Consider the following 23,128-nt stretch of genomic DNA (forward strand, 5'->3'; position numbering starts at 1 on the left):
GAACTTCGTTTTTCGGTTCAGCGAGCGCCGGGAAGGCACTCGTCACAGACGAAGATGCGCGGCTTCTTCTTGCCGTTGGTCGGCTCGTCGGTGAGCCCCAAGTTCGCCCGCGACCCCGCCGCCAGATCCCGTTCGCACTTTGCGCACGTGGCATCTTGCGCGAGGGTGACGCTTTGAAATGCGAATACGTCCTTCAACGGATCGAATTTGACGCGCGCCTTGAGCCGCTCGCGCTCGTGCTCGAGTTGCTTGGCCGCGTTGCGCAGACGTGACTCCACATTTTCCGTCGCGGCGTCGGCGACGTTGAGCGCATCTTCCAAGATGGTGCGCACCAAGTTCGAAACGGGAACGCGAAGATTGTCCGCGAACCGTTTCAACTCCCGCTCGAGCACGGCTGGAACGCGCGTGTGCAGCACCCGCTCTTTTTTGGGCTCTGCATCGTCGCTGTCCTCGACCGCGCGTGAACCATCCACGCCGTCGACCTTGTCTCGCTGCGGGTCTCTCTGTGTCACGCCGTGATACATAACGCGGTGTGTATCACGCGTCAAGTCACGGGTGCTGATTCTGTAAAATAGGGCTTGCGAAACCCAAACACAGCCGCAACGCGCTCCCAAAGCCGCGCGAAGAACGGCGATCCCGAGGTGTGAGCACGGCCATGCGAGCCGGCGCGAGCTCGCCGCGTTCGCTCGGCGCGCGGTGGCAAGAGGCCGGGACCGCGAAGGCGCGGTCGTCGTTGATGATCGGCCTGGAGAAAGGCTTCGAGCGAGCCGGCGAACACGTCCGGGCATTCACGATGCGGAAAGTGGCCGCACCCGGCGAGCTGCACGACGTAAAGGCCCTCGAGGTAGTCGGTGACGCTCGTTGCGTGGCGCGCAGGAATGATGGGATCGCGATCGCCCCAGTAGACGATCATCGGCGGGAGATGCTCGATCTCGTGCGCGCGGTCGAGAAAATGCTTCGTCTGGCCGCGCCAATCGATGACGTCGCGCGTGGTGCGCGAGAGGACGCGTGCGGAGCCGGGCTGCGAGTTCAACCACGAAAGGCCGTCGATCTCCTCCCGATCGAAAACGGCCGCGTGGTGCAAAAAGATGCGGGTGCCGAGGCCCATGAAGGGCTGGCCGAAATGCTCGACCACGCCGCTCGAGGCGCAAAGGCGAAGCGGCAGACCCACGCCGGTGCCGAGCCCGCCGCTGGCGACCAAGGCCAGCCGGCCCACGCGCGCGCCGGCCTGCTCGAGGAGCAGCCGCTGCGCGACGCCGCCGCCGAAGGAGTGGCCGACGAGATCGAAGTCGTCGAGGCCGAGCGCATCGAGCCATTTTCCAATGGATTCGGCGTACCAATCCAGGCCGTAGCTAGCGTGCGGGCGGCCGGAAAATCCGTGTCCGGGCAGGTCCGGCATGATGACCCGGCGATGTCGTGCCAGGCGCGGCGCAACGCGCGACCAGGTGCCGTGCGAGTCGGAGATGCCGTGCAGCAGCACCAGCGGCCGCCCGCGCCCCATTTCTGCCCAATGGAGATCGAGTCCCCCCAGCTGCGTGAACGCGCGCCGGGGCCCTGCGAGACCGAGCATGATGGGCCGCAGCGTGATACAACGTGATACGTATGTCAAGTTGTATCACGTCGTATCACGCGGCCCAAATCACGCGACAGACGCTCAGAGCGCCTTGACCAAGGGCACGTCGTGGCCCTTGGGGCACTTCACCTTCATCCCCGCCTCGGCCTCGCTCACGGTGATTTTCACCGTCGCCTTGCACTTCGGGCAGCGGATCTCCATCACCGGATCGTCCTCGGGGGGTTTGCCTTCGATCATTTCGCCTTGGAGTATACCTGCACGGCGACCGGGCCGGAGCCCTTGTTGGCGCGGATGTCGAGCTTGTACGCCACCGGAACCGGAAGCATGGGGCACGTCGGGTTGGGCGAGGCGCCGATGACGGCTTCGTTGCTCGTCGTCTTATCCTGGCCGGCCGACACCGTGTAGAACGGCGGCGTGAGGAGGTTCAGGTTGAGATCCTTCACGCCCACGCCAATCGGCGACGCGCCGATGATCGTGTAGCACTTGCCCGCCTGCATCGAGACCGTCATCGACGTGCTTTGCCCTTCGGAGAGCTGCGCGGTGATGGGCGCCCCCTCCGGCTGCATGCCCGGGGCATAGCGTGCGGCGAGCGGCGTCATGAGCATGTTCACGAGCGCGGGATCCACGTTGCCTGGCGCCGGCATGCCGCTCGGTGCGGGGGCAGGCTGCTGCGCGCCCGGCTGTTGCTGCGGGTACTGGCCGGGCTGCTGCTGCGGGTATTGGCCCGGCTGCTGCTGCGGATACTGCTGCTGCGGGTATTGGCCGGGCTGCTGCTGCGGGTACTGACCGGGCTGTTGCTGCGGATACTGCCCCTGCTGGGGGTACTGGCCGGGCTGCTGCTGCGGGTACTGTCCCTGTTGCGGGTACGCACCGTAGGTCCCTTGCGGGGGGGGCTGCTCCGCCTCCTTGTTGCTGCTTCCGCAGCCGGCCAAGGGGACGATGCTCCCCGCGAGAACGACAGCACAGAGAACCGAACGGCGCGAGGAACGAGAGAAAGGCTTCGTCATGGTTGTCTCCGGACAGGTTGTGTCCTTTCATAGGCCCAAACCAACGATGAGTGAAATGACATCGTACGACGTGGTCATCGCAGGGGGCGGAATTGCAGGGGCATTTCTAGCGCGTCAGCTGAAGCTCGAGCGCCCTTCTTTGTCGATCCTGGTGCTCGAACAGGCGAAAGAGATCGACAACCTCAAGGTCGGTGAATCGACCGTGGAGGTGGCTGCTCATTACATGATCACCCGTTTGAATCTGGGTACGTACCTCTATCAGCATCAGCTCCCGAAAAATGGTCTCCGTTTCTTTTTCGACAACGCGGACAAGTCGCTCCCACTTACACGGATGAGCGAGATCGGTTCGGATCATATGCCGTACTGTCCGAGTTTTCAGCTCGAACGCGCCGCTTTGGAGCGCGATTTGGTCGATTTGAATCGCGCGATCGGGATTGACGTCCAACTCGGAGCCAAGGTGGTCGAGGTCGCGGTGGGCTCCCCTCATCGCGTGGTGTACCAAGACGGCGAGCAGGAGGGCCAACGTCACGAAGTACGTGCCCGCTGGCTTTGCGATGCGACCGGTCGAAGGCAGCTTCTCACGCGCGCACGCGGCCACAAGGTTCACAAAGAGGAGCGTCTTCCCACGGCGGCCGCGTGGGGACGTTACCGAAATGTTGCCGGGCTCGATGCGCCGAGCGATCCCGAGTGGCGCCAGCGCGTGCGATGGACGTCGCGCCATCTATCGACGAACCATTTGATGTACGACGGCTACTGGATCTGGTTCATCCCGCTCGCGGGAGATCTCATGAGCGTCGGCGTCGTTTACGACAAGAGCCGCATCGGCGATAGCGTGCGCACCCGGCCGGCCTTCGAGGCCTTCCTGCGCGAGCATCGCGCCGTTCGCGATCTGATGGAGGGCGCCGTCTTCGAGGATTTCCAGGCCTACGCCCACCTGCCGTACCGCTCCGACGTGTACTTCTCCGAGGACCGCTGGGCGCTCACCGGTGAGGCGGGCGCATTCACCGACCCCTTCTACAGCCCGGGCTCCGACTTCATCGCCACCGCGAACGAGTTCATTGCCTCGATGATCGCGTCGGATCTCGACGGGGATGCGGAGGCGTTTCGCACGAAGGTGGGAACGTACAACGACTATTATCGATTCAAATACGAATCGACGATACGACTGTACATCGATTTGTATCCCATCTTCGGGAGCTACGACGTATTTCGGCTCAAGTTTTGGCTCGACTTCAACAATTACTACAATCTCGTGCTCTGGCCCTTCATGGCCGGCAAGCTGCGAGACATCGCGTTTCTGCGCGACGAGCTTCGCTTTGCCGATCGCATTTTGATGGCCCAGAGCACCATGGCGCGGCAGTTCGTGGCCTTGGCCGATAAGCTGCGCGACTCGGGGGAATACTTTGCGCGCAACGAGGGGCTCTTCGCCAATGGGCTCGATGGTGTGCGCTCGCTCGAGAAACGCGTGGGGCCCAGCCTCGACGAGCTGTTTCGTCGTGACCAGGTGCAAAAGAACTACGGCAGCGTGTTCGCACGCGTCCTGGAGCGCTTCACCGGCAAAACGGATCTCGCCGCGCGCGAGGTGGTGCTCAAAGAGCTGCCCTTTCCCGCGGTGGTTCTCTGGAAGGACATCGACGAAAAGAGCGTGGCGGGGCTCTTCGACCGGCTCGGCCTTCGTTTGAAGAAGGAGCTCGCGCGCGAGTTCCCCCACGCGCCCATCGAACGGGTTCGCGTTCGCGACGACCTATCCCTCGAAATCACCGGCGACCTCGACGCCGAGGTTCGCAGCGCCGTCGAAGCACGGGCGTTCGTCTTGTGGCAAACGACCGTGCTCGTAGATTAGGGAATTTGTTTTTTACAATTCTCTCGTTTGACTAAAACGACGCGTCGATGCGCTGGATGTCGTCGGGGGTGAGGCGCATGCTGTCGGCGGCCACGAGGTCGAGGATGGCTTCGCGGCGGGTGCTGCCAGGGATGGGGAAGAGGCCCGGGTACTTGGCGAGGATCCACGCGATCACGAGGCGGTGCGGCGAGACGCCGTAGGAGGCGGCGGTTTTGCCCAAGGTTCCCAGCTCGGCGAGCGCTTTGGCCTTTCGCGAACCGCCGAAGGGACCGAATGGCAGAAACGCGATGTTCTGCTTCGCGCAGTGGGCGATGACGCCGTTTCGCTCCGAGTCGCGCGACATGGGGCCGAATCGGTTTTGCACGCTCACGATGGGCACGATGGCGCGCGCTTGTTCGATCTCCGCGACGTTCACGTTGGAGAGCCCCACGTGACGGATTTTTCCTTCCTCGCGAAGCCGAGCGAGGGCGCCGACGCTGTCGGTGAAGGGCACCTTCGAATCCGGTGCGTGGAGCTGGTACACGTCGATGACCTGGCGACCGAGCGCGCGCAGGCTCGCCTCGCACGCCTCGCGCAAGGCCGACGGTCGCCCATCGGTGGGCCACTCGCCGCGCGGGCGACGCAGGCCGCCCTTGGTGGCGACCAAAATGCGTTCGCGGTCGCCGCGCCAGCTCGCGAGCGCACGCGCGATGAGTCGTTCGTTGTGACCGATGTCCGAGTCGTCGATGCAGTAGGCGTTCGCGGTATCGATCAAGGTCACGCCGGCGTCGAACACCGCGTGAAGGGTGCGTTCTCCATCGGCCTCGCTCGGGCGGCCGGCGAGCGACAAGTGCATCGCGCCGAAACCGAGCCGCGTGACGACGGGGCCGTTCGATCCAAGTTGAGCTGTTTGCATGTCAGGCCCGATCAAGTGGGGGTAGACGTAGGAGCATTCACGGGCGGGGTCAGCACCTCCCTGGCCCGTGGCACATCTTTTTGCTGCACTTGCAGGGTAATACCGCCGAGGTCGGGTGTGAGGAACGGCATGAGACCTGCTGCCATCTCGTTTCCGAGGAAAGCAGAAATGCCTTCGTTCTCGAGCAATTCCTTCGCAAGCTCCGCCTCGGGGGCCGTTCGAAATGATGCTACGACGACCAGATCTTCGGCATCCATGGTCCGCTCCTTTCGTTCGGTCGAAACCGATGCGGTATGTAGACCAACCTGGGAGATGATGATGCCGTCGCGAATGAATCGCCATCGCCTTGCGTCCAACGGTGAGACGCGTCTGCTACGATGATCGCCTTGCAGCGCGGTTTTGCTTGAATTCGGAGGGTTTTCTCATGGGTGACAATCACCGGGTTTCGGGTCTCCTTCGCGCCGTGTCGATGACCTTGGCTGCAGTGGGCACTTACTTTGCCCTGCCAGCGGCTGCGCAAGCCGCCGATCTCTCGGCCTGCGGCAACATCGACGTGAGCGCCAACGCCAACTGTGTGGTGGAGGTCCAGGGCGGATGCGTCGCCCATTGCGAACCGGTTCGGTTCGAGGCTGCGTGCGCAGCCAAGCTGGATGTGAGCTGCCGAGGAGGATGCACCGGCTCGGCGACGGTGAGCTGCACCGGACAGTGCGAGGCCGACTGCAACGCGCAGTGTGATCCGGGGACCTTCGATTGCTCCGCGAACTGCCAAGGCACGTGCGACGCGAAGTGCGATGGTTATTGCTCGAGCAACGATTCGAAGTGCAAGGCGTCCTGCAAGGCCAGCTGCAAGGGCTCCTGTGATGCGAAATGCAGCGGAACGCCCCCGTCCTGTCAGGGCAAGTGCCAGGCAAGCTGCCAAGGAAGCTGCACGGCGCAGTCGAACTTCAAGTGCAACGTCGACTGCCAGGCCAGAGGCTATGCGTCGTGCCAGGCCAACCTGAGTGGCGGGTGCAAAGCGCAATGCCAGAAGCCCGAGGGAGCGCTGTACTGCGACGGTCAGTACGTCGACGTCGGGAACAACCTCGAGAACTGCGTCAACGCCCTCGAGGACGCGCTCCACATCAAGGTCAATGCGAGCGCGAGCGGACGCTGCTACGGCAATACCTGCGAGGGTGAGGCCAGCGCGAGCGCCTCCTGCGCGGCAGCACCGGGCGCGACGGCCCCGGGTGGTGCGCCGGTTTCGGGCTCCTTGTTCGCCATGGGCTTGGGCGCCGTGGCGATTGGCATCGTGCGTCGCCGTCAGCTTCGCAAATAGTTGCAGGCGCAGGGAGGCACCGTCGCGTGAGGTGGCGGTGCCCATGTGTCTCACCGGCAATCGCCGTTACCACCCCAGGCGTCGCATTCACCCGACGATTCGTCGCGCTCCACCGCGATTGTCGAGAATGCGTTCGAAGCTTGGCGAGATGGAACGAGTTCCGGTCATAATGAGAATGTGAGGGACTTCGTCTTGGCGGGCCTGGTGGCCTGCGCAGGCCTAGCCGTGTGCGGTGGTGAACGTGCGGGAAGTCCACCACCCTCGGCCCCCCTCGTCTTGCGAGAGAAGGAACCGAAACCGGCGCCCGCCCCCGCCGAAGCGGCGATTGCTCCCATTGCGGATGCGCGGCTCGGTGCCATCGATCACGCGGTCGATCTTGCGCTCATGGAGGGACGATTCCCCGGGTGCGTGGTCGTCGTGGGGCGCCGGGACAAAGTGCTCTTTCGCCACGCGTATGGCTTTCGTGCGTATGCGCCCGAGCCGGAGGAGATGACCCTCGATACGGTGTTCGACCTGGCGTCGCTCACCAAGCCGATGGCGACCGCGTCGAGCATCATGGTCCTCGTCGACCGGGGCCTCGTCGCCTTGGACGAACCCGCCGCGCGCTACGTGCCCGAGTTCGGGCGCGCGGGCAAAGGTGCCATCACGGTGCGGCAGCTACTGACGCATGTCTCGGGGTTGCCTGTCGAGACCCCGCTGCGCGACTTCGAACTGGGTCGCGCCGTCGCCATGGAGCGCATCTACGATTTGGTTCCGCGCGTGCCTCCGGGGCAGGCGTTCGTCTATTCCGATGTGGGCTTCCTCGTCCTCGAGGAAATCGTCAAGCGCGTGAGTGGCCAGGAGCTTTCCACGTTCGCGGCGAGCAACGTGTTCCGCCCGCTGGGCATGACGCAAACCGATTTTCAGCCCGCGCCCGCCCTTCGCCCGCGTGCCGTCGTTACCGAGCAGCGCAACGGCGAGTGGATGCGCGGCGAGGTGCACGATCCGCGCGCCTATCTCCTTGGCGGGGTGGCCGGACACGCGGGGCTCTTCTCGACCGCCGAAGACCTCACGCGTTACGCCCAGGCGATGCTCGGGGAAGGGGAGCTCGATGGGCGGCGCATCTGGTCGCCGCGCACCGCGCAGCAGTTCATGGCCCCGCACGACGTGCCCGGTGGCATTCGCGCCCTTGGGTGGGATGTCAAAAGCTCCTATTCGGGCAGCCGCGGCGAGGGCTGGTCGCCGCGATCCATCGGGCACGGTGGGTACACGGGCACCGTGCTCTGGATCGATCCGGAGCAAGACCTCTTCGTCATCGTCTTGTCGAATCGCGTTCATCCGGAGGGAAAGGGCAATATCAACTTGCTCGCCGGGCGAATCGGCACCCTCGCCGCCCGGGCCCTTTCCCCCGGAGAGGGGGAACCCGTGCCGAACGCGAGGGGAATCGTCTCGACGGGCATCGACGTTCTGCGCGCCGAGCAGTTCCGCCGCCTGCGCGGGGCGAAAATCGGACTCGTGACCAACGCCGCGGGCAAGGCACGCGATGGCCGCTCCACCGTGGAGGTCCTCGCCGCCGCGCCCGACGTGAAGCTCGTGGCACTGTTTACACCGGAGCACGGGCTGGGCAGCGATCGCGAAGGGAAAATCGGCGATGGGCGCGACCCGAAAAGCGGCCTGCCCGTCTACAGCTTGTACGGGCGTGGCGAGAACGGATTCGAGCCTTCAGCGGAGAGCCTGGCGACCATCGACACCTTCGTCGTCGACCTGCAGGACGCGGGCGTGCGCTTTTACACCTACGCATCGACGCTCCGGCACCTGATGCAGGCTGCCGCAAAGCACCATGTGCGCGTCGTCGTGCTCGACCGGCCCAACCCGATCGACGGCGTCGACGTTGCCGGCCCCGTGCTCGTGCCCGTGGCGAAAAGCTTCGTCAACGAGAGCGCGCTGCCCGTGCGCCACGGCATGACCATGGGAGAGCTCGCGCTGCTCTTCAACGCCGAGGACCACGCGGGTACGCCGCTCGAAGTCGTCCCCATGCGCGGTTGGCGCCGAGGTGACTACTTCGACAAAACGGGGCTCGCGTGGACACCGCCCTCGCCGAACCTGCGCAGCGTCACCGAAACGGTGCTCTACCCCGCCGTGGGCCTGCTCGAGGGAACGAACCTCTCCGTCGGCCGCGGCACCGAGATGCCGTTCGAGGTGATCGGCGCCCCCTGGATCGACGGCAACGCGCTCGCGAATGCCTTGCGCGCGGCCAACGTGCCTGGCGTGACCTTCGCGCCCGTGAGCTTCACGCCCCGCCAAGCCGTTTACACGGGACAGCGATGCGGCGGCGTGCGGCTCACCGTCCGGCAGCGCGCGTCGTTCGAGCCCGTGCATGCGGGGCTCGCCATCGCGGCGGCATTGCGTGCGCTGTATCCAAAAGAGTGGCACTTCGGCGACTTGGACAAGCTCGTGGCCGACCGAAGGGTGCTCGAGGCACTGGATGCGCGCCGACCGCTTGGCGAGGTGGAGGCCATCTGGGCTGGCGAGCTCGAGGCCTTCAAGGCCAAGCGTGCCAAGTACCTCCTCTACTGAGCTCCTGCCTGGTGAGAAACGGGTTTTCGCGGCGAAAATCTTGGCGCCGCCGGCCCGTTGACATCTGAAACCGCGAAGATTACAGATTGTCGCCAGAGGTCCCTGTCGTGTCGTCGGGAAGGTTCGCCATCGCCACCCATGCTCTTGCGATGCTGTCTCAACTGGAGGACGGTTACCCCAGCGAACATGTTGCGCAAAGCATCAACACGCACCCGGTATTCCTTCGCCGGGTGATGAAGAGCCTTTGCACGGCCGGCCTCGTCGAAGCACGCGAAGGCTTTGGCGGCGGCTACCGGCTCGCGCGCCCCGCCCGCGAAATCGCATTGAGCGACGTGTACCTCGCCACCGAGCCGTCCGGGCCCATTCCGCCGAGTCCGAGCGAACCGAATGACGCATGCCGCATTGGCGGCGGCATGCGCGTCGCGTTCGCCGAGGCGGCACGCGCCGCGAACGAAGCGCTCCTTGAAGGTCTCGCCAAGCAAACCATCGCCGACATCGCCGCACGCGCGAAATTGGAAGTAGAGAAGCAGGAAAAGCGGCGTCCAACTCAATCCAAAAAATCAGTCCAATCGAGGAGATACATCATGGCATCCAGCAAGAACGTTCTCGAAGTAGGGGACGCGGACTTCGACAAGGAAGTCCTCAAGGCAGATCTTCCGGTCCTCGTCGACTTCGGCGCCACGTGGTGCGGGCCCTGCAAAGCCATCGCCCCCATCGTCGACAAAATCGCCGACGAGAACGTTGGGAAGTACAAGGTCGTCAAGGTCGACATCGACGACGCACCGTCCGTTGCGCAGCGCTTCGGCATCCGCGGCGTTCCCACCCTCATCGTCTTCAAGGGTGGTGAGAAGAAGAACCAGCACGTGGGTCTCACGAACAAGGACGCGCTGCTCAAGCTTCTCGACGTCTGAGCTCGGCACGAAAGCCACGCGTGTGGCGGAATGGTAGGGTTTGGGGTTTAGGGTTTAGGGTTTAGGGTTTCGGAAGGACGGCGCCCTGATCCGTAACCGCTAACCCCTAAACTCGAAACGGCAGGGTTTAGGGTTTCGGAAGGACGGCCCCCTGATCCGTAGTCGCCTACACCCTAAACCCTAAACCCTAAACCCTAACCCTGGCATATGTGATGCGAGCCCGCCGCGTCATGAGAATGGCCAAACTCTTTCTCCTGGGGATGGGCGTTGGGTCCGGCGTGACCTATTTCTTCGATCCCCGGCAAGGTGCGCGTCGCCGTGCGATGGCGCGCGACAAAGCCGTTCATTTCGCCGGCGTCGTAAGAGCCCAGGTCGACGCGGGCGCACGCGATCTCTCGCATCGCATGCACGGCTTGGTGAGCGCGGTTTACGGTGCGGTTCACACCTTTGCTGCGCGCGAGACCGTTTCGGACGACGTACTGCAGGCGCGCGTGCGCTCGGCGCTCGGGCGCGTGTGCAGCCATCCGCACGCCATCCACGTGACCGTGGACCGCGGGGTCGTCGAATTGACGGGGCTGGTGCTCAGCGAGGAGCGCGCTTCGGTGATTCGCCACGTGGCGCGGGTACCGGGCGTGGGCATCGTCAAAGATCTGCTCGACGCGCACACGCGCGCGGAGGGCATCCCGGCGCTTCAAGGTGCGCCGCGGCCGACGAAGCCTGCGGTCATCCGACGGCTCTCGTCGCCGGCGGGCCGGCTGGTGCTGAGCTCCGCGGGAATTCTCGCGCTGGGGGCGGTGGCTCCGTCGCTGCTCTTGCCGATTGGCACCATCCTCGGGATCGGTGTGGCCGCGCACAAGGAAGAGCAAACCCGAGCGCGCCGCGCACGCACCCTCGAGCGCCGCGGCTCACGGCGGGCGCGAGGCCCGGGTTCGCCGCTGCGCGAGGAGATGCCGCCCATGGACGCGCGCGAGCGCTCGACCAACGGGCACGTCAGGCCGTCGTAACGCCCACGGGGCACGTCACGCCCGTGCCCCCCAGGCCGCAATAGCCGCCCGGGTTCTTCGCGAGGTACTGCTGGTGGTACTCCTCGGCGTAGTAGAACTCGGGCGCGGGGCCGATTTCCGTGGTGATGGCGCCGTAATGCACCCGCGTGAGGACCTTCTGGTACGCGTCGCGCGTGGCGATGGCGGCCGCTTTCTGCGCGTCATCGAAGGTGTAAATGGCGGAGCGGTACTGCGTGCCGATATCCCCGCCCTGGCGCATGCCCTGCGTGGGATCGTGGTTCTCCCAGAACACCTTGAGCAGCGACTCGTACGAGACGACCTTGGGATCGTAGACGACGAGGACGACCTCGGTGTGCCCCGTCAGGCCCGAGCAAACCTCTTTGTAGGTCGGGTTCGGCGTGATGCCGCCGGCGTAGCCCACCGCGGTGGTGAAGACGCCGCCCTCCGGTCCAATCTGCCAGAATTTCCGCTCGGCGCCCCAGAAGCAGCCGAGACCGAAAATCGCTAGCTTGGTGCCCTCCGGAAAAGGCGGGACGATGGTGTGGCCGTTGACGTAATGGCTCTTGGGCACCGGCATGCGTTCGGTGCGGCCGGGAAGGGCCTGGGCGGGGGTCGGCAATGAAAGTACATGGGCCATGGGACACGTTCCTCTCAGCTTTTCATCGGTCAGCTTTTGAGCTGGGCATGGGCAAGCTCGCCCAACGTAGCGATGGCTTCCTCGACGCGCACGGACCAAGGGATGCCGCAGCTGATACGAATACAATTCGTGTAACGCTGCCGGGCGGAAAAGATAGGGCCAGGGGCGATGGCCACGCCACGGCGAAGTCCCTCGGACTGCATGGCGAGCGCATCCACCTCCCGCGGCATTTCCACCCAAAGGACGAAGCCGCCGCCCGGATCGGAGACGCACGTGCCGCGCGGGAAGGCGAGCGCGATGGCTTCGCGAAAGCGTTGGACCTGCAGGCGCAGTTTGTTGCGTACCGCCCGCAGATGTCGATCGTACCCGCCGCCGGCGAGGTATTCGGCCACGGCGAGTTGGGGCAGGGTGGGGGTGGCCACGGTTTGGGAGAACTTCATGCGCTCGATGAGTGCGCGGTAACGACCTGGGACCACCCAACCAACGCGGTAGCCGGCGGCGAGCGTCTTCGACACGGAGCCGCAGAGCAAGACGCGCCCATCGCGGTCGAACGCCTTTGCGGGACGCGGGCGCGAGCCGTCGAAGGCCATGTCGCCGTACACGTCGTCTTCGATGAGCGGCACGTCGTGCCGGGCGAGCAGGCGCACCAGGCGCTCTTTGGCTTCGTCCGACATGCACGTGCCCAGCGGATTGTCGAAATTGGGAATGGCCAAACAGGCCCGCACGGGCGTCTTTTTCAATGCGTCGCGAAGCGCATCGAGATCCATTCCGCGGCCGGGCAAGGTGGGGATCTCGATGACGCGGAGTCCAAGCTCCTCGAGGAGCTGCAGCCCGCCGAAGTACATGGGCGAGTGCACCACCACGGTGTCACCCGGCTTGGTGAGGGCGCGGAAACAGAGGTGCATGGCCTCCGTAGCGCCCACGGTGGTGATGAAGGCATCCTCCTCCAGCGCGAGGCCCCAGGTGAGCGAGCGTCGCGCGAGCTGGTGGAGCAAGCTCGGAGGCCCCGGCGGCGGCTCGTAGCCGCCCCCGCGCACGGGCATCTCCCGCGCAATGGTGGCGAGGGTGCGGTTCAGCGCGCGAATGGGCAGAAGCTCCGGCGCCAGCACCGCCGAACCCAAAGGCAGCACGCTTTTCTCGCGCAGCGAATACATGAGCGCTGCGACGCCCGTGGAGACCGAAATGCGCGCCGGCGCAACTTTGATGCGTTTGCGGCGCAATGGCGCGGGAGTCTCGTGGCGGCGGCGCACGAAATGGCCCGATTTGGGCCGCGCCTCGACGAAGCCGTCCTTCTCCAGCGAGAGATAGGCGGCGAGCACGGTTCCAACGCTCACGCGCCGATCGCGGCTCGTGCGGCGAACGGAGGGAAGCCGGTCGCCGGGACGAAGCGCGCCCTCTTCGATCAAGGACGAAATGTCGGCGGCGATGCGGCGATAGAGAAGCTCGCTACCCTGGTCATCCACGGCTGGCCACCATAGCGCAGCGACGACACGACGCCAGCTTAACACCGGCACAGATCGTAGCGAAGTCCTGCAGAACAGATGGCATCTGTACTGGTCGAAAGAACGGGCATCTGTATCTGTGCAGAGCCCGTATGCGACCCCACAATGGCCGACCATGGCGACGACGAAGACGGAACTAGCGGAGGTTTTGCCACCTACATCGACCGCGTGGCGCGGAATTACGGCGCCGGTCGCGGTCTGTCTCGGTCTTCTTTATTTCATTTGGGGCTCGACGTACCTGGCGATTCGATACGTCGTGGAGGTACTTCCCGCGATGACCGCGAGCGGCGGGCGCTTTCTCGCGGCCGGCACGCTGTTGCTTTTGCTCTTGGTCATCGGCGGACGCAACGCGCTCCCCACGCGCCGTCATTGGCTCGCGTCCATTCCGGGCGGATTGCTTTTGTTCATGATGGGCAATGGCCTGGTAGCCCTGGCGGAAAAGCACGTCTCCTCGAGCGCCACGGTCGTCATCATCGCCACCATGCCGCTTTTCGCGGCCCTCATCGCGGCAGCCATGGGCGAGCGCACCTCGCGCCGTCAATGGATCGGATTGGGATTCGGCTTTTTGGGTATCCTGGTGATGGGGATCGGCGACATGGGCGGCTCGCCGGAGTGGCTCCTGTTGTTGCTCTTGGCCGCGGGCTGTTGGGCATTGGGCACGAACCTCACGCGCAAGTTGCCATTGGCCCCGGGCATGATGGCGGCGGCCACACAGATGATCGTGGGCGGTGTGGCGCAGCTCGCCGCAGGTTTTGCGCTGGGCGAGCGCTTGCCCGAGGCACCGCTTTCCGAGTTGCCGCACCATGCGGTGCTCGCGCTCGTGTACCTGGTGATCTTCGGATCGCTGGTCGCGTTCTCCGCGTATACGTATTTGATTCGTCACGCGCCAGCGTCGGTGGCCACGAGCTACGCCTATGTGAATCCGCTCGTGGGCGTGGCCTTCGGCATCGTCATTGGCCACGAGCGCGTGGGCGTCTCCACGCCCGTCGCCGCGCTGCTCGTCGTCTTGGGCGTGGTGTTCATCATGACCGGCAAAAAGGCGAGCGTTACATAAGCGTTACACGAGGTGTAACAACGGGTCCGCGTTGCATGTGCAAAAGTCGGTGCATGAAACGCGGTACCGCGCTGCTGGCAGGGGTGCTCGGGATGTGGGCTCGAACGGCGGCGGCGGCCGATCCGCCGCTGTGCACGACGCTCTCGAATCCCCTGGTGATCTTTTCGGGCGACACACAGGAGCCGCTTTTGAAAGCGATGGGGCGCAAGCTCCGCGACTCGGCGACGTCGCCCATGACCGTCATCTACCAGACCGGCGGCACGTGCACCGTCCAAGAGTACATGTACGGGCACAAGAACATCCCGCAGAAGACGGTGCTCTCGTACATGCCTTCGACGGCGGAGAACAAAGACTGGAAAACCAGCGATCCGCCGCTTCAGTGTACCGTGCCCGATGGCATTGGACTGCCCATCGATCTCGGCATCGGTGCGACGTATTTGTCGAGTTGCGATACGAGTCCGCCGCCGTCGGACATGCGGCTCGTCGAGGGGCCCATTCAGGGCTACGGCTTCGCGGTGCCCAAGGCGAGTTCGCAGCGCGCAATCACCGCCGAAGAAGGGTATTTCGCCTTTGGTGGCTTCGGTCCCCAGGGCCATGCGCTTCCATGGGTTGACGACCAATTCTTTTACATTCGCAAAACGACGAAAAGCACGTTACTCACCCTGGCAGCAGCATTGGGCATTCCCGCGCCGCGCATGAAGGGGACGCAATTCGAAAAATCGTCCGAAGTGCTCGCGGCCCTTACCGGGTCTGCGGCGGCGGCGAATCCGGACAAGGCCATCGGGCTCTTGGGGACCGAGATTTACGATGCAAACCGCGACAAGGTGACCTTGCTCGCGTTCCAGGCGGCCAAACAGCATTATGCGTATTATCCGGATTCGACGGCGACGAGCTTCGACAAGCGCAATCTGCGCGATGGTCATTATTTCCCATGGGCGCCGACGATTTACATCGAGCCGATTGGCGCGACGGGCGGGCCGCTTTTGCCCCGGGCCCGGTTGTTCCTCGATCTGGTGATGGGCCGGGCGACGTTGCCCGATGTCGACGGTCTGGCGGTGGTCATCGACAAGGGCCTCGTGCCCGAGTGCGCGATGAAGGTCATGCGCTCCAGCGACGGCGGCGACCTTTCGCTCTACGACGATCCCGAGCCATGCGGCTGTTACTACGAGAGCAAGGTGCCCAACGGTTCGACGAGCTGCACGGCGTGCACCGATACTTGTGCAAGCGGCACGTGCCGCCACGGCTACTGCGAGGCGAGGTAAGCCATGCGACGTATCATGTTTGCAATTGGTATCACGTTGTTCATGCAATCGGGATTGGGTTGCTCGAGCAACGACTCCCCTGCGAGTCCGCAGCGTGACGCGGGGCCAAACATTCCGCCGTGCGTGCAGAATCCGAAGACGCACGAGGAGATCCTCAACGCGTGCACCGCCGACGGCGTGGAAAAGATCGAGAAGAAGCCCGCGCTGCCGCTTTTGGGCCCGAACGGCGAACGCCCCGCGCTGCCTTGAGCGGGCGGTTTGCACTTTTGGTCGGGGTGGCGCTGGCGATGCCGTCGCTGGCGCAGGCCCAATCCATCCCGCAAATCGATTGGAGCGCGGTGCGCGTATCGGGATATGCGCAGGCCGATTGGGTGGTATTTCGCCAATCGTCCCAAGACGAAGTGAATCCATCGACGCGCGAGCCGCTCAACGAGGACCGATTCGTCATTCCCTCGGCGCGCATACGGGCCAATGTCGACCACGGGCTGGTGACCGGCATGGTCGAGATCGACGCCAACACGCTGCGCGGGGGCCAGGTTCGGCCCATCGATGCGGAGGTCTCGTTGCGCTGGCCGGCGCGGGCGCCGGTGGCAGGGGAAGCGTATTTCCAGGCAACCTTGGGGCTTTTTCGGACGCCGTTCGGCTTCGACACGCAGGAGGTCGCGCAGCGGCGCCCTTTCTTGGGTCGTAGCCTCTTCAGCGACGCGCTGTTCCCCGGTGCGTACGATTTGGGCCTGGCACTGCGCGGTGGGTATCGATTTTTCAATTACTCATTGGGCATCCTGAATGGAGATCCCATTGGTGAACGCGCATTTCCTGGGCGCGATCCCAATCAGAGCAAAGATTTGGTCTTTCGCATCGGCGTGGAATCGAACCGCGCATCGCCCTTTCGGGTCGAGGCGGGGTTTTCCGGCCTGACGGGGGCGGGCCTTCACGTCGGGACGCCGCCCACGAAGGACGTGTTCGTGTGGCGTGACGTCAATGAAGATGGCACGTGGATCCGACGGAGATTCAGGTCATCGGGGGCACGGCGGCCACGCCGTCGGAGCGCTTTTCGCGGTTCGCGCTGGGCGCGGATCTGCGTGTGAGTGCGGATGTTCCCTGGCTGGGGGAGCTTTCCGTGCGGGGCGAGATCGTGCGCGCGAAAAACTTGGACCGCGGACTTTGGGCGGCCGATCCCGTGGCGGCGGGGCGCGATCTTCGCGAGGTTGGCTATTACGTGGACCTGTTGCAAGAGGTGACGCCCTACGGAATCGTGGGGGTGCGCTATGACCGCTACGATCCGGATGCGGATGCCAGCGAGCAATCGGGCGTGCGCCTCGTGGCGCGCGATATCTCGGCGTCGACTTGGTCGGTGATGGCGGCGGTGCGCTACAAGCCCGTCGCCCTTGGCCGGAGCAAGGGCGGGGAGCTCCTGGCGGCGACGGACATCGGGCTGCCGCGTATGTTCTACGCGGCGCGGTGCATCGTGCAGTACGACCATCGAACCAATGCGCTTGGGCGCGACGCGTCCGGTGCGCCGGCGACCTTGGCCGACGACTCGTTGACCTTGCGCGGGGAGGTGTCGTTTTGAAGGTACGTGCACTCGCGTGGTTACTCGTCGTCATCGGCGGCGGCTGCGATGCGACGGAGGCGGACGCGGGGCTCGATGCCAAGCTTCGTATCGAGAATGCCCAATTTTTCCGCGGTCCGATGCCTGCTGGGGAGGAGAGCGGGCCCGCCGTGGTGGCGGTGGCGCTGCGCACGAACGAGATTCGTGCGGGCTCGCGGGACAAGTCGTGCGGCGGTGCACTCGCGCGGGAGGCGACGGCGGCGGCCATCGCGCTTTCGGGCGATGTCGGCTACTGGGTGGTTCGCGCGGGAACGCCCGCGGTGGAGACGCCGGGGCTTCCGTCGTTCGAAGCGACCTTGGCCTTCGCGCCGACGCTCGCCCGCGGTGCGTACCAGCTCGTGGTGCGTGCCGTCGATGGGGCAGGGCGGTTCGGTCTTCCGGTGGAGCGATCGCTGTCCACCGCCGTGGAGGCGGCGGACCAGGCGGAGCTTGCGGTATCGCTTCGATGGGACACCGAGGCCGATCTCGATTTGCACGTGGTGGATGCACGCGGCACGGAAATCTGGAAGCGGAACATCAACTCGGGCGATGGGGCGATTCTCGATTTCGACTCCAACGCCGCGTGCCTGATCGACGGCCGCCGGCGTGAGAACGTCGTCTGGACGGCGGCGCCGCCCGCGGGGCATTACATGGTGCGCGTCGATACATTTTCCCTTTGCCAGGCGAACACGGCCCGCTTTCGCGTGGACGTGACGCGTCGGGGCCTCTCGCTCGGCGCGGCGGAGGGCATGAGCACCGAGGCCGATACGCGCTTCCCCCACGATCGCGGTGCGGGGGTGCTCGCGTTGGAGTTCGACGTTCCTTGAAGGCCGTGCCATGTCGCATCGATGGCGCGCGCTACTCGTTCTGATCGCCCTCACGTGGACGAGGCCCGTCCGCGCGCAGGAGGCAAGCGAGGTGCGCGTGCGCGCGGCACCGCGTCCGCCGCGCGAGCCGGTTTCCACCTCGGTGAGCGCGGAACAGGCGCGGCATCTCGCGGGCACCCAAGGTGATGTCGGCAAGGTCGTCGACAGCTTGCCCGGTGTCGCGCGGCCGCCGCTCGGATCGGGGCAGCTCGTCGTATGGGGCTCCGCACCCGCGGACACGCGCGTCTATGTCGACGGCGTGGAGATCCCCGCGCTCTACCATGGGAGCGGGCTGCGCTCGGTCCTCAACTCGGACCTGGTCTCCCAGGTTACGCTGCTGCCCGGAGCCTTCGGCGCCGATTTCGGGCGCACCTTGGGGGGCACCGTTCGCGTAGAAACGCGCCCGCTTCGCGACGAGGGGGTGCACGGCTATGCGGGGGCGGACACCTTCGATGCGTCGGGACTCGTGTCGGCGGCCCTCGGGCCTCGTGCGCGCGCAGCGGTAACTGCACGATACAGCTATTTGGACGCGCTGCTCGCGGCCACGTCGGCGCGCGACATTGGCGACTATTTCCCGATTCCGCGCTACCGCGATTACCAGGCGCGTGCGGCGTTCGACCTCGGGGAAAAGGAGTCGCTCGATGTCACCTTGCTCGGGGCCCATGATGCGCTCGACCGCACCGTCGCATCCGCCGATCCAGCAAAGACGCGCACCGAGAGCACGGAGAGCGGCTTTCATCGCCTTTACGCGCGCTACAAGCGAACCACGGGCGAGGCCGAGGGCATCGAGGTGACGCCTTTCGCCGGCTACGACCAGAGCACCCTTTCCACGTCGTTCGGCGCGCAGCCGACCCGGCTCGACGTGGGCTCGTACCGCTATGGCCTGCGCGCATCCTATCGTGCGCGGCTCGGCCGGCGCCTCGTGGTTTCCGCGGGCTTCGACGCCTCGGGGACGGCCTCGCGGATCACGCGCCGTGGTTCACTCACCCTTCCACCGCGCGAGGGCGACGTGGCCGTCTTTGGTGCGCCGCCCAGCGACGACGTCACAGCGGACGAGTTCACTGCGCATGTCCTCGATGCGGCGCCGCACCTGTCGCTCGACGTGCGCCTCGGCGACGTGACCGTCACGCCCGGGGTGCGGCTGGAGACCTTTCTCCTCGAGGGAAGCCGGCTCACGCCGAACGTCACGGGTCAAGCGCCGGCCGTTGGCTTCTCGCGCCTCGAACCGTCGATCGATCCGCGGCTCTCGGTGCGCTACCAAATGACCCCGCGCGTGGCCTTTTTGGCGGCGGGTGGCGTGTACCATCAGGCGCCGGAGCCGGTGGACCTCGGCGCGGTGTTTGGTACGCCGACCCTCGGCCTCTCCCGCGCGCTCCACGCGAGCCTGGGCGAGCGCATCACCTTGGGCTCGGGTCTTTCTGCGGAGGTGACCGGCTTCTACAAATCGATGCACGATCTGGTGGTGCGCAGCCGGGAGGTGAACCCGAGGATCGCGCACGCGCTGGTGCAGGACGGCGAGGGGAGGAGCTACGGCCTGCAATTCCTCGTGCGCCGCGAGCTCGGGCACGGGCTTTCCGGGTGGCTCTCGTACACCGTGAGCCGCAGCGAGCGGCGGTATCCGGAGCAAGTGCGCTACCGGCTGTTCGATTTCGATCAGCCACACGTGCTGGTGCTGGCCCTGAGCCAGGAGCTCGGTCGCTGGGTGTTCGGCGCGCGATTTCGCTATGCGTCGGGTATGCCGCGCACGCCCGTCGTGGGAAGCTACTACGACGTGGTGAACGATCGCTCCGAGCCGATTTTCGGCGCCCAGAACTCCGTGCGCCTGCCGGCGTTCTACCAGCTCGATGCGCGGGTGGAGCGCATGTTTCCCTTGGGCCGCGGTGTGACGCTGGCGCTCTCGCTCGACGTGCAAAACGTCACCTACCACGAGAACGCCGAAGAGCTGGTGTACACGCCGGATTTTCGCACGCGGGGCACCCTTCGCGGGCTCCCGACGTTGGCCGTGGTCGGTGCCAGGGTGGAGTTTTGACCATGCGCGCCGCACCCCTGCTTCTCGTGCTCGTCGTGTTGGTCACTGCTTGCAAGCCCGATCTCGACGAGCGGGAGTCGAGCATCGAGTCGCCGCGCATCCTGGCCATCGTGTCCGAGCCACCCGAGGCAAGGCCGGGCGAGGCCGTGCAGTACACCGCCGTCGTGGCCACCCGCGAGGGGCCGGAGCTCGGCGCACCCATTCAGTGGGCGTATTGCGCGACACCCAAGTTGCTCACCGAGAATGGCTCGGTGAGCCCCGAATGCACCCGCGAGGGTGTGCGGCCGCTCGCGGCCTCGGGCCCGCGCATCACCGCGCCGACCTTGCCCGATGCGTGCGCGCTCTTCGGGCCAGATGTGCCGCCCGGTGGCTTTCGCCCGCGCGATGCCGACGGTACCGGTGGCTATTACCAGCCGCTGCGAGCCTCGTGGGCAGGCCTCACCGCCTTTGCGCGCCAGCGCGTCACCTGCAATCTGGCGAACGCTCCCGCCGACGTCACTCTAGAATTTCGGCGCCGTTACATGGTGAACAAGAACCCCAGGCTGGGAGAACTATCCGCACGCGTGGGCGGCGAGCCCCGCGCGCTCGACCACCTGCCCCTGGGGCGCGACGTCGAGTTCACCGTGGCCTGGCCGCCCGAGGACGCCGAGAGCTACGTGTCCGTGGATCCGGCCACCCAGTCGATCGTGCCACGCCGCGAGGCGATGCGTGTTTCCTGGTACGCGACGGCGGGAACCTTCGCGACGGATCGCACCGGGCGCACCGAGGCCGAACTTGATACGTTTACCAACAATGTTTGGTCGATCGAAACGGCAGCTCCACGCATTCACCTCTGGGTCGTTCTGCGAGATAGCCGTGGTGGATCGGCCTATGCTGTCACCACGCTTTCGGTGAACCCATGACGCATCAGGAGCCCAGCCCCGATACCGGCGAACGCATCCTTCTCGTGGACGACGAAGTCGATCTGCAGAAGCTCTTTCTCTTCAACTTCCGCGAGGCCGGCTTCGCCCCAGAAGCGGTGGGCACGGCCCGAGAAGCCTTCGAGGCGGCCGCGCGGCAGCGACCCGTGGTGGTGGTTCTCGATTTGATGCTGCCCGATATCTCGGGGACGGAGGTCTGCCGCCGCATGCGGGCCGATCCTGCGCTTTCCGACGTGGGCATCTTGATGCTCACCGCGCGCGGTGACGAGTACGATCGCATCCTCGGCTTCGAGGTTGGCGCCGACGATTACGTGGTCAAGCCCTTCAGCGTGCGCGAGCTGGTGCTGCGCGTGCGCGCCCTGGTGCGCCGCGTGAGCGAGCGCACGATGGCCCGGCGCGCACCGGACACGGGGGTGCGCCTTCGCTGGCGAGGACTCGAGGTCGACACGGTTCGCCAGCGCGTCTACATCGATGGGGCCGAGCTTTCGCTGCGCCCGCTCGAATACAAATTGATCGCGATTTTCCTGGAGAACGCGCAACGCACCTTCACCCGGCGCGATCTCCTCGAAGAGGTGTGGGGCATGAGCGGCAGCACGCCCTCACGCACCGTCGACACGCACGTGCGCCGCTTGCGCGAGCGCCTGGGCGCCTACGGCGACGCCGTGGAGACGGTGCACAGCGTCGGTTACCGTTTGCGGACTCCTTAGAAGAGGCCACCATGTCCATCAGCTTTCGTACGAAGCTGCTCGCGAGCCACGTGGGGCTCGTGGTGGCGATTGTCACTTTGCTGGTGCTCCTGTTGGATCGCTCCATCGGGGCCGATCTGGAGCGCCGCCTCGATCAGCGGCTCGAGCAGCAGGCCAGCGGCGCGGCGCAGTGGGGCGTGGGCGAACGCCGGCATCCGGGAAAGATTGCGGCGCGCCTGGCGGCGGTGGTGGGCGCCGAGGTGACGCTCTTCGATCGCGACGGCAAGGTGCTCGGCGATTCGCGGGGGGCGCAAAAGAGCGAGTCCGAGGTGGCGCCCGAGGTGCGGGCCGCGCTCGAGGGAAACATCGGGCACGCGACCCGCACGGCGGGCGACTCCATGCAGGAGATGCACTACGTCGCGGTGGGCGCGCCCGATGGCTGGGTGGTGCGGTTGGCCGCGCCGCTGTCGGACATCAACGAGACGCTCGCGACCACGCGGCATCAATTGCTGGTGGCGGCCATCGTGGCGGCCGTGGTGGCCTTGGGCCTGGGGATTCTCGCATCGCGGCTCGCCGCCGGGCCCCTTCGCGCGATGACCGCGGCGGCGCAGCGCATTGCCGGCGGCGACTTCGACGTGGAGGTGAAGTCCAGCGCCCCCGACGAATTCGGCGTTCTCGCCCGCTCGCTGTCGTCGCTCGCTGCGCAGCTCGAAGCGCGCATCGGCGAGCTCACCGCCGAGCGCACCCAGGTGGCGCAGCTGCTGACCGTGGGCCGCGAGTTCATGGCCGACGCGTCGCACGAACTGCGCACGCCGGTGATGACCATTCAGGGTTACTCGGAGACCCTCCTCGAGGGCGGCGCCGATAGCGCGACGGCGCGGCAATTTTTGGAGACGATCCACCGGCACGCCTGCCGTCTCGGCCGCCTCGTGGAGGACATGCTGCGCCTGTCGGCGCTGGAGGTGCGCCCTTCCGCGGACGCGATCATCGAGCACGTCGATGTCGGGGGCGTGGCCTCCGCGGTGGTGGACACGTTGCAAGCGCGCGCCGAGGCCCAACGCGTCACGCTCCGCGTGGAGGTGGACGCGGGCGTCGAGATCAGCGGCGATCCTTTGGCGCTCGAGCAGGTCCTGGAGAACCTCGTCGACAACGCCATCAAATACGGCCGCACAGGCGGAACGGTGACGATTCGCGCGAATCAAGAGAACGAGGACACCGTCGTCCACGTCGAAGACGATGGTCCCGGCATCGACGCGCACCACCTGCCGCGCCTTTTCGACCGCTTTTACCGCGTGGATCCCGAGCGCTCGCGCGAGAAGGGCGGCGCAGGGCTGGGCCTCGCCATCGCGAAGCAATTCGTCGAATCGATGCGCGGACGCATCCACATCGAAAGCGAGCTCGGAAAAGGGGCCCGGTTCGTCATGAGGTTTCCGCGCGTGCGCTGAGACTCGGAAGGGGGGGCTTGCCTTTGTCTTAC

The 23,128-nt window shown here is 65.6% G+C and carries 23 protein-coding genes and 1 pseudogene; 16 read left to right on the forward strand and 8 right to left on the reverse strand.

The annotated features are described in order from the left end of the window. Window positions 1-17: 17 nt before the first annotated feature. The 4 genes from LZC95_09955 to LZC95_09970 form a co-directional block, all read right to left on the reverse strand. Window positions 18-512, reverse strand: a complete 495-nt coding sequence (locus LZC95_09955) for a hypothetical protein (GenBank protein WXA97158.1) — start codon at window positions 510-512, stop codon at window positions 18-20. 32 nt (window positions 513-544) lie between these two features. Then, on the reverse strand, window positions 545-1,570 hold the full coding sequence (locus LZC95_09960; protein WXA97159.1) for an alpha/beta fold hydrolase: 1,026 nt from the start codon (window positions 1,568-1,570) through the stop codon (window positions 545-547). Window positions 1,571-1,654: 84 nt separating this feature from the next. After that, on the reverse strand, window positions 1,655-1,810 hold the full coding sequence (locus tag LZC95_09965) for a zinc-ribbon domain-containing protein (GenBank protein WXA97160.1): 156 nt from the start codon (window positions 1,808-1,810) through the stop codon (window positions 1,655-1,657). Then, a complete protein-coding gene (locus LZC95_09970) occupies window positions 1,807-2,580 on the reverse strand; it encodes a hypothetical protein (protein ID WXA97161.1) in 774 nt (257 codons plus the stop codon). Before LZC95_09970 ends, LZC95_09965 begins: the two co-directional genes overlap by 4 nt. A 55-nt stretch (window positions 2,581-2,635) precedes the next feature. Here LZC95_09970 and LZC95_09975 point away from each other — a divergent pair, with 55 nt between their 5' ends. Further along, window positions 2,636-4,423, forward strand: a complete 1,788-nt coding sequence (locus LZC95_09975; GenBank protein ID WXA97162.1) for an NAD(P)/FAD-dependent oxidoreductase — start codon at window positions 2,636-2,638, stop codon at window positions 4,421-4,423. Between the two features lie 31 nt (window positions 4,424-4,454). On the opposite strand, the gene LZC95_09980 is transcribed toward LZC95_09975, so the two are convergent. Both LZC95_09980 and LZC95_09985 read right to left on the reverse strand, forming a co-directional pair. Beyond that, on the reverse strand, window positions 4,455-5,318 hold the full coding sequence (locus LZC95_09980; GenBank protein ID WXA97163.1) for an aldo/keto reductase: 864 nt from the start codon (window positions 5,316-5,318) through the stop codon (window positions 4,455-4,457). An 11-nt stretch (window positions 5,319-5,329) separates the two neighbouring features. After that, on the reverse strand, window positions 5,330-5,575 hold the full coding sequence (locus tag LZC95_09985) for a DUF2007 domain-containing protein (protein ID WXA97164.1): 246 nt from the start codon (window positions 5,573-5,575) through the stop codon (window positions 5,330-5,332). 167 nt (window positions 5,576-5,742) lie between these two features. Here LZC95_09985 and LZC95_09990 point away from each other — a divergent pair, with 167 nt between their 5' ends. From LZC95_09990 to LZC95_10010, 5 genes and pseudogenes are all read left to right on the forward strand, one after another. Continuing rightward, the gene (locus LZC95_09990; GenBank protein WXA97165.1) at window positions 5,743-6,633 is read left to right on the forward strand and encodes a hypothetical protein; all 891 of its coding nucleotides are present in this window, start codon (window positions 5,743-5,745) and stop codon (window positions 6,631-6,633) included. A 177-nt stretch (window positions 6,634-6,810) separates the two neighbouring features. Then, window positions 6,811-9,189, forward strand: a complete 2,379-nt coding sequence (locus LZC95_09995) for a DUF1343 domain-containing protein (protein ID WXA97166.1) — start codon at window positions 6,811-6,813, stop codon at window positions 9,187-9,189. Between the two features lie 149 nt (window positions 9,190-9,338). Next, window positions 9,339-9,632 (forward strand): annotated as a pseudogene (locus LZC95_10000) (Rrf2 family transcriptional regulator). Between the two features lie 141 nt (window positions 9,633-9,773). Further along, complete coding sequence (gene trxA, locus LZC95_10005; protein ID WXB00316.1) at window positions 9,774-10,100, forward strand: thioredoxin; 327 nt, start codon at window positions 9,774-9,776, stop codon at window positions 10,098-10,100. A gap of 230 nt (window positions 10,101-10,330) precedes the next feature. Further along, entirely contained in the window at window positions 10,331-11,104 is a 774-nt protein-coding gene (locus LZC95_10010; GenBank protein WXA97167.1) for a BON domain-containing protein, read from the forward strand. On the opposite strand, the gene msrA is transcribed toward LZC95_10010, so the two are convergent. Next, window positions 11,091-11,741, reverse strand: coding sequence for a peptide-methionine (S)-S-oxide reductase MsrA (gene msrA, locus LZC95_10015; protein WXA97168.1), 651 nt, complete (start codon window positions 11,739-11,741; stop codon window positions 11,091-11,093). The two genes, LZC95_10010 and msrA, sit on opposite strands and share 14 nt — an antisense overlap. Window positions 11,742-11,770: 29 nt before the next feature. Beyond that, entirely contained in the window at window positions 11,771-13,204 is a 1,434-nt protein-coding gene (locus LZC95_10020; GenBank protein WXA97169.1) for a PLP-dependent aminotransferase family protein, read from the reverse strand. A 154-nt stretch (window positions 13,205-13,358) separates the two neighbouring features. Here LZC95_10020 and LZC95_10025 point away from each other — a divergent pair, with 154 nt between their 5' ends. The 10 genes from LZC95_10025 to LZC95_10070 are packed head-to-tail and all read left to right on the forward strand — an operon-like array spanning window position 13,359 to window position 23,096. Continuing rightward, the gene (locus LZC95_10025) at window positions 13,359-14,297 is read left to right on the forward strand and encodes an EamA family transporter (GenBank protein ID WXA97170.1); all 939 of its coding nucleotides are present in this window, start codon (window positions 13,359-13,361) and stop codon (window positions 14,295-14,297) included. A 53-nt stretch (window positions 14,298-14,350) separates the two neighbouring features. After that, window positions 14,351-15,559 carry a hypothetical protein gene (locus LZC95_10030; GenBank protein ID WXA97171.1) on the forward strand — a complete coding sequence of 403 codons (1,209 nt, stop codon included), beginning with the start codon at window positions 14,351-14,353 and terminating at the stop codon, window positions 15,557-15,559. 3 nt (window positions 15,560-15,562) lie between these two features. Continuing rightward, window positions 15,563-15,808, forward strand: a complete 246-nt coding sequence (locus LZC95_10035; protein WXA97172.1) for a hypothetical protein — start codon at window positions 15,563-15,565, stop codon at window positions 15,806-15,808. Beyond that, window positions 15,805-16,647 carry a hypothetical protein gene (locus LZC95_10040; protein ID WXA97173.1) on the forward strand — a complete coding sequence of 281 codons (843 nt, stop codon included), beginning with the start codon at window positions 15,805-15,807 and terminating at the stop codon, window positions 16,645-16,647. Before LZC95_10035 ends, LZC95_10040 begins: the two co-directional genes overlap by 4 nt. Next, on the forward strand, window positions 16,554-17,132 hold the full coding sequence (locus LZC95_10045; protein ID WXA97174.1) for a hypothetical protein: 579 nt from the start codon (window positions 16,554-16,556) through the stop codon (window positions 17,130-17,132). Before LZC95_10040 ends, LZC95_10045 begins: the two co-directional genes overlap by 94 nt. Next, complete coding sequence (locus tag LZC95_10050) at window positions 17,129-17,977, forward strand: hypothetical protein (GenBank protein WXA97175.1); 849 nt, start codon at window positions 17,129-17,131, stop codon at window positions 17,975-17,977. The genes LZC95_10045 and LZC95_10050 overlap by 4 nt, the downstream gene beginning before the upstream one ends. 10 nt (window positions 17,978-17,987) lie before the next feature. Beyond that, on the forward strand, window positions 17,988-20,045 hold the full coding sequence (locus LZC95_10055) for a TonB-dependent receptor (GenBank protein ID WXA97176.1): 2,058 nt from the start codon (window positions 17,988-17,990) through the stop codon (window positions 20,043-20,045). A 2-nt stretch (window positions 20,046-20,047) separates the two neighbouring features. Further along, on the forward strand, window positions 20,048-20,947 hold the full coding sequence (locus LZC95_10060; protein WXA97177.1) for a hypothetical protein: 900 nt from the start codon (window positions 20,048-20,050) through the stop codon (window positions 20,945-20,947). After that, window positions 20,944-21,672 carry a response regulator transcription factor gene (locus LZC95_10065; protein WXA97178.1) on the forward strand — a complete coding sequence of 243 codons (729 nt, stop codon included), beginning with the start codon at window positions 20,944-20,946 and terminating at the stop codon, window positions 21,670-21,672. Before LZC95_10060 ends, LZC95_10065 begins: the two co-directional genes overlap by 4 nt. Window positions 21,673-21,683: 11 nt before the next feature. Then, window positions 21,684-23,096 carry an ATP-binding protein gene (locus LZC95_10070; protein WXA97179.1) on the forward strand — a complete coding sequence of 471 codons (1,413 nt, stop codon included), beginning with the start codon at window positions 21,684-21,686 and terminating at the stop codon, window positions 23,094-23,096. The last annotated feature ends 32 nt before the right edge of the window (window positions 23,097-23,128 follow it).

It is taken from the genome of Sorangiineae bacterium MSr12523 (genome assembly GCA_037157775.1).
Lineage (GTDB): Bacteria > Myxococcota_A > Polyangia > Polyangiales > Polyangiaceae > Pendulispora > Pendulispora brunnea.